We start from the raw sequence: 6,873 nt of genomic DNA, 5'->3' as shown, positions 1-6,873 counted from the left end.
TCCTCGCTCGGTGGCTTTTATGCCACCTGGCTGGCCGAGCGCCTGGGCTGCAAGGCGGTGCTGCTCAATCCGGCGGTGCACCCTGCGCGCGACCTGGCCGCCTCTGTCGGTGACAACGCCCTGTGGCACGACCCGGCGCAAAGCTTCAGCTTTGATCCGGCGTATGTGGCTGAACTGCTGGCGCAGGAAGTTGCCTGCATCAGCCGCCCGGAGCGCTACTTTGCCGTGATTGCCCGGGGTGACGAGGTGCTGGACTGGCGCGAGATGAGCGGCCATTACCCGGGCGTGACCATCAAGCTGCTGCCCGCTGGCGACCATGCCCTGAGCGACTTTGAGCAACATCTGGCTGACATTCTGGGTTTTCTGGCGCTGGCTTGAGGCCCGCTGGCCTGGTTCAAAGCAGGAATGGGAATTGTCACGACACTGTCATGAAATCAACAAATAATTGAAACAATCGTTTTCAAAAAAATTGGTGCAGCTCATCATGACCTCACTGTCGCGTCAGGTAAAAGTTTTAAAAAATTCAGAGGATGTGGTGCTGCTGGACCGCGACCACAGCATTCTGGCGTTCAATGCGCGGGTGCTGGATTGGGCTTACCGCCCGGAGGTGCCGCTGCTTGAGCGCCTGCGTTTTTTGTGCATTGTGTCGTCCAATCTCGATGAGTTTTTTGAGGTTCGGGCCGAGCCCCATTTGTCTGCCTTTAAAAACCAGGGCGACAAGGGCAATTACACCCAGGAATCCTTTGTCAAACTGGCCGAAGCAGCCCATGCCCTGGTGGCACGTCAGTACGCGCTGTACAACGATGTGTTGACGACGACGCTGGCCCAAAATGGCATTCGCATCATCTCGCACGGCGAACGCAATGCCGAGCAGCGGCGCTGGGTCAAACAATACTTCGAGCGCGAAGTGCGCCCGCTGCTGATTCCGGTGGGGCTGGACCCGTCGCACCCGTTTCCCCAGGTGGCCAATAAATCGCTCAATTTCATCGTGCGCCTGGGTGGCAAGGACGTCTTTGGCCGAGCCAACGAAATTGCCATTGTCAAAGTGCCCCGGGTGCTGCCGCGCATGATCCGCATGGCGCCCAGGGTGGCGGGCCCGGGCGATGTGTTTGTCTCCTTGTCGAGCGTGATCCGGGCGCATTTGTCCGAGCTCTTTCCCGGGCGTTCAGTGGGCCAGTTCTCGCAGTTCCGGGTGACGCGCCATTCCGACCTGGCGGTGGACGAAGACGATGTCAGCAACTTGCGCACGGCGTTGCGCCAGGGCCTGGAATACCGGCACTACGGTGAGGCCGTGCGCCTTGAAGTGTCGGCCGGGTGTTCGAATTTTTTATCGTCCTTTTTGCTGCAGCAGTTTGACTTGCCGGAGCCGGCGCTGTACCGGGTGGCGGGTCCGGTGAACCTGGTTCGGCTGACCCAGTTGGTGGACTTGCTGCGCCGCCCCGAACTGTGTTTTCCCTCCTACCAGGGCAGCTACCCGACGCAACTGGTGCCGGGCGAGTCTTTTTTTGAGCGTCTCAAGCAAGGCGATGTGGTCATTCACCAGCCGTTTGAGAGTTTTGGCGGGGTGCTCGACTTTTTGCGCGAGGCGGTATATGACCCGCAGGTGCTGGCGATCAAGCAGACGATTTACCGCACCGGCAGTGATTCGCAGTTGATGGACCTGTTACGTGAAGCGGTCCGGCGTGGCAAAGAGGTGACGGTGGTGGTGGAACTGAAGGCGCGCTTTGACGAAGAGGCCAACATCAACTGGGCCGAGATGCTGGAGTCGATTGGCGCCCAGGTGGTGTACGGTGTGATTGGCCTCAAGACCCACGCCAAGATGATGCTCATCACCCGCCGTGAAGGCCGCCGCCTGGCGCGCTACGGCCATTTGTCGACCGGCAACTACAACCCCAAAACGGCGCGCCTGTACACCGACATCAGCCACCTGAGCGCCGGCCGGGCGCTGACACTGGACATGGAGCGGGTGTTTGTGCACCTGGCCAGCCACAGCCGTCTGCCCAGGCTCAGCCAGGTGCTGCTGGCGCCGTTTGATTTGCAGCGCAAATTCATCGTCATGATCAATGGCCTGGCCGCCCGCGCCGCTGCGGGGGAGGATTGCCGCATTGTGGCCAAAATGAACGCACTGACCGATGAGGACTTGATTCATGCGCTGATCCGGGCGGGCCGGGCGGGGGTCAAGGTCGATTTGATCGTGCGCGGCGCCTGCATGCTGCCGGCACAGGTACCGGGGGTCACCGACAACATTCGTGTGCGTTCGGTGATCGGGCGCTTTCTGGAGCATTCGCGGGTGTTTTATTTTCGCTACGGCAGCGAAGATGCGCTGTACCTGTCCAGCGCCGACTGGATGAACCGCAACATGATGCGCCGGGTCGAACTGGCCTGGCCCATTGTTGACTCGCAGCAACGCCAGCGCTTGGTCGATGAATGTCTGGTGGCCTACCTGCATGACGGTGTCGATGCCTGGGATCTGCAGCCCGATGGCCATTACGTCCGGGTTTCGCCGGACGCCGCCAGCGTGCCGCATGGCGCGCAAGCCGCGCTGATGGCGCGTTATGACGGCTCAGTCTTCGACCACGCGCAATGACCAGGGCGTTTTTTGCCAGGCCACGCATTCCTCGTTGAGCAAGTAGGCGGATTGCGGAAACAGGCGGGCCCAGTCGCTGCCCACCGTCAGGACGAATTGACGAACATTCCTGGCATCCTGGCGCAGGCTGACGCTGGTCAGGTCAGGGTCGCGCCGGGCATGGCACAGCGCGACCGCCAGGCGCAGCGTCAGGAGTTGCTGGATGAACAGCTGGTCTTCAAAATCGGTATCCAGCTTGCGCAGTTTGCCTCGGTGCCCGAGCACCAGCAGGCTGAGCTTGTGCAATTCGGTGAGTGCAAAGCCCATGACATCGGTGTTGTCCAGGATGTAGGCACCGTGCTTGTGGTAATCGCTGTGTGAAATGTGGCCGCCAATTTCGTGGAGTTGCGCCGCCCAGGTGAGTTTGCGGCTGACGCGTTCCTGCACCGCGCTGCCTGCGGCGATTTGGATGAACAGTGCATTGGCAATGCGGCCAACGCGATTGCCATGCACCGGATCGGCGCCAAATTTGGCGGCCAGGCGTTCCACGGCATGGTCGCGTAAATCGGTGTGTTGCTGCTGGCCAGCCCCCAGCATGTCCTGCAACAGCCCATGGCGCAAGCCGCCGCTGGCCTGCTCCAGGCGTTCGATGCCGAGCAGATCGAACAGTGCCCGCAGCACGCTCAGGCCACCGCCGATGATGGGTTTGCGGTCGTCGCGCATGCCTGCCAGGCGCAGCCGGTCGGTGCTTTGCGCGGCCAGCAGTTTGTCCTGCAGCCAGTCCAGGCCTTCGCGTGTCACTGTGCCTGCCGGCCAGCCTGCCGCCACCAGCACATCGGCCACGGCGTTGATGGTGCCGGCCGAGCCGTAAGCTATGTCCCATTGGTCGGGGGGATACAGGGTCAGCGCTTCATCAAGCACCGCCTTGGCGGCAATTTCGGCGGTCTGGAAGGCGCGCCTGGTAAACAGGCCGTCGGCAAAATAGCGCATCGACCAGGCAATGCTGCCGACCCGGTAGGACTCCATCTGCAGCGGCTCGCGACCCTGGCCCAGAATGATCTCGGTGGAGCGCCCGCCAATGTCAATCACCAGACGGCGCTCCTGCGTGCGCGGCAGCGCCTGGGCCACGCCCTGGTAGATCAACCGGGCCTCTTCACGGCCCGAAATGACGTCGATCGGGAAGCCCAGTTTTTGCATGCCGATGGCCAGAAATTCGTCGCGGTTGCGCGCCTCGCGCAGGGTTTGCGTGGCCACGGCACACACTTCGCCCTCGGTAAATCCTGCCAGGCGTTCGCCAAAGCGCGCCAGGCAGTCCCAGCCGCGCTGCATCGCCGGCAATGTCAGGTTGCGGTTGTCGTCCAGGCCACTGCCCTGGCGCACGGTTTCCTTGAGGTATTCGGTACGGTAAAACTGGCCGTGTTCGATGCGTCCAATTTCCAGTCTGTAGCTGTTCGAACCCAGGTCAACAGCTGCCAGACGCGTTGAGTTTTGCATGGTCGTCGTTCAATGTTTTCAAAGCTGTCAGCATAGCATCAGAAGCCATGTTGCCAGCGCTATCCCAGGCTTTCAGCGCGCGCAGCAGCGGGCGCTTTTTGGCCTGATGACCAAGCATTCGTTTCAGGATGTCATCAAGCGTGCGAATGGCCTGGGTAATGTAGGGGCCCTTGTTGAGCATGACGCACTCGGCGCGCACACCCAGGCCGGCATCCGAGATCTCGGCGCGTGACGGCAAGCCGGTCCTGGCCATGAATTCCAACACCTGGGTGGCCCAGATCACGGGCATATGGGCGGCCTGCGCGCACCACAGGATTTCTTCTTGTACATCAGCCAGGCGCTCATAGCCACATTCGACAGCCAGATCGCCGCGCGCAATCATCACCCCCGCCAGCCGGGACGCCATGGCAGACAGCATGAGATCGGGCAGGTTTTCAAAGCCCTGCAGGGTTTCGATCTTCAGCACAATGCCCATGTCTTGCCGGCCGAGGCGCTGCAGATGCTCGCGCAACAGCGCGATGTCAGCGGGTTTCTGGACAAACGACAGGCCCACCATATCGGCTTCTGCCGCCACCGTCGTCAAGTCCTCAATGTCCTTGTCGCTGAGCGCCGGCAAATTCAACTGGCTGTCGGGCAGGTTGATGCCTTTGTCGCCGCCGAGTTTTTCGCCCTCCGGACGGGCCTGGGTAATCTCGATGTCAATCCAGGCGTCGGCCTTGTGGCGAATCACACCGCCAATACGGCCATCGTCAAACCAGATGTGTTCACCCACCTTGACCTGGTCTATTACCTGGGGCAAGGTCACCGCCACCTGCGCCATCTCTGAACGGGGCTCGGCGCTGTCGTCTTCAAACTCTTCTGTTGGTCCGGTTTCTTCTTTCGTCAGTCGCAAGCTATCGCCAACACGCAGCAGCAGGGTGCCGGGCTGGCTGTTGATCTGGCAAACCAGGGTGGAATGCTTTTTCTTGCCACCCGTGCCACCGATCGTCAGTGTGGTTTCCGGGGTCAGATACGCGGTTTGCAGGCTCTCTGCAATCGCACCTTTTTCGTCGATCTGGATCACCAGAAGATGGCGTTTGGCACCCCGGGCATCAGAGAAATTAATGCTGGTGCCAAGCTTCAGGCGCGCCAGCCAGACATCCCAGACGCCAATGCTGGCATCTGTCTGCGGCATCAGCTCGGCGCTGTTGATGGGGCGCAGGTGCAGGCGAGCCGGGCGATAGACACGCCCCAGCTCGTCCTTGCCCGGTTTGAGTTTCAATACCGGTGGCCTAACCGCAAGTTGGCCGGTCCTGATTTTTGGGCCGCCCAGATCCATCAGCAATTTGACGGGACGCTGCGCCGCCCTGGCGGCCCGGCGCACATTGGTGGCCATGCGCTGCCAGTCAGTGGCGCTGTCGTGCGCACAATTGATCCTGGCAATGTCCATGCCGGCGTCCACCAGATCGCGCACCATGTTGAGGTCAGTCGCTGCCTCGGTGGGCAGGGTGACCATGATGCGTACCGGCCGTTTGGCAGGCGCCGGACCCAGCAAGCTGAAGGTGTGTTTTTTAAGAAGTTCACGGCTGCTGACGCTGCCGGCGGGTTCTTCAGCAGACTTGTCCTGCCAGGGCTGGTTCGTGAGCCGGTGCAGCAAGCCAAGCACCTTGTCAAGGTTGGCAATGACATGGGACTCGGAACGCCCGAGGGAAGACAGGCCCAGCCAGGCAAGTTGTTCCTGTTGCGGACGTAAATCAACCTGGCGCAGGGTCAGGTAGTGAATCAGGTTGCGCGCACTGTCCCGGTATTCGGGCCGAACCTTTTCAAGCTCCTGGGCCATGGCCTGTTCCCGGCCCAGCATGCCCTGGCGCAGTGCCCCAAGCTGGTCAATGAGCTTCAGGCAGAGCGCAAGGTCCTGCGGGTTGCCACCGCCAGCAATGGCTGAAGGGGCAGGGCTCGGAGCGGCGTTCGGGTTAGGAATTGAATGGCGCATGTGGCATTTATAAATGCCAATCGTGACAAGGTGATGAAAACTGCCGCGCTGTGTATCCGCCCTGTCTTCACGCGCGTCAGGTTAGCGGCTTCAAAGCACTTCGGGTGATTGCACGGTGACCACCAGGGTTTGCACGAGTTCTTCCCGCTGGCGGTTGCGCAGCCACCAGACGGCGCCTTTTTTGACCGAGCATTCGGTGACGTTCAGCCCGATCAACTGGGCTATGGTTTGGCCCAGGGTGGGTTGATGCCCCACCACCAGCACGCACCCCCTGGCGTCTGGCCATTGCGCCAACTCAAGCAATTGCGCCACCGTGCCACCCGGTGCCAGCTCGGGCCGGATCTTGAATTTTCGACCCAGGGCGCTGGCGGTTTGCTCGGTGCGGCGCGCCGGACTGACCAGAATGCGGGTATTGTCAGGCAACTGTCGGTCGAGCCAGCCGGCCATGCGCGCCGCCTGTTTTTCGCCGCGCGAGGTCAGGCGCCGGGCCATGTCATCACAGCCTGGCGTCCATTCCTGCGCCTCTGCGTGGCGCCACAAAATCAGGTCCATGGCCACAATATAGTCGCCAAAAATGACAGTTTAAAGACGGGCCGAATCGGCTTGCAACGCGGCCAGGCGTCCGCGCTGCATATTCACCGGAATCAGCAGCAACAGGCCCAGCACAAACAGCACTGAGGTGCTCAGGATGGCGGTGCGCTGGTCACCATCGGTGGCCCAGGTGATGAGGCCGTAGCTTAAAGGCCCGACGATGCTGGCCAGCCGGATGGCAAAAGTCCACAGGCCGTAAAACTCGGCAATCTGGCGCTGCGGCGCAAACAGGCCGGCCATGGCGCGCCCG

General features: G+C 61.4%; 6 protein-coding genes. 2 read left to right on the top strand and 4 right to left on the bottom strand.

The genetic code is table 11. The annotated features are described in order from the left end of the window. Together NDI87_RS15685 and ppk1 are read left to right on the top strand one after the other, a co-directional pair. Positions 1-378 (top strand): YqiA/YcfP family alpha/beta fold hydrolase (locus tag NDI87_RS15685; protein WP_296276398.1); only part of this gene is annotated, 378 nt, incomplete at its 5' end. Positions 379-484: 106 nt separating this feature from the next. Next, positions 485-2,587, top strand: a complete 2,103-nt coding sequence (gene ppk1, locus NDI87_RS15680; protein WP_296276395.1) for a polyphosphate kinase 1 — start codon at positions 485-487, stop codon at positions 2,585-2,587. Here the strand turns inward: ppk1 and NDI87_RS15675 are convergent. From NDI87_RS15675 to NDI87_RS15660, 4 genes are all read right to left on the bottom strand, one after another. Beyond that, positions 2,564-4,060, bottom strand: coding sequence for a Ppx/GppA phosphatase family protein (locus tag NDI87_RS15675; RefSeq protein ID WP_296276393.1), 1,497 nt, complete (start codon positions 4,058-4,060; stop codon positions 2,564-2,566). The genes ppk1 and NDI87_RS15675 overlap by 24 nt on opposite strands. After that, positions 4,029-6,032: a pyruvate kinase gene (locus tag NDI87_RS15670; RefSeq protein WP_296276390.1), complete on the bottom strand. Its 2,004-nt coding sequence runs from the start codon at positions 6,030-6,032 to the stop codon at positions 4,029-4,031. Before NDI87_RS15670 ends, NDI87_RS15675 begins: the two co-directional genes overlap by 32 nt. 90 nt (positions 6,033-6,122) lie before the next feature. Then, on the bottom strand, positions 6,123-6,584 hold the full coding sequence (gene sixA, locus NDI87_RS15665; RefSeq protein WP_296276388.1) for a phosphohistidine phosphatase SixA: 462 nt from the start codon (positions 6,582-6,584) through the stop codon (positions 6,123-6,125). A 30-nt stretch (positions 6,585-6,614) separates the two neighbouring features. Further along, positions 6,615-6,873 (bottom strand): MFS transporter (locus tag NDI87_RS15660; protein WP_296276387.1); only part of this gene is annotated, 259 nt, incomplete at its 5' end.

It is taken from the genome of Rhodoferax sp. (assembly GCF_023701345.1).
In the GTDB taxonomy this organism is placed as follows: domain Bacteria; phylum Pseudomonadota; class Gammaproteobacteria; order Burkholderiales; family Burkholderiaceae_C; genus Rhodoferax.
This window is presented reverse-complemented; position numbering and strand designations above follow the sequence as displayed.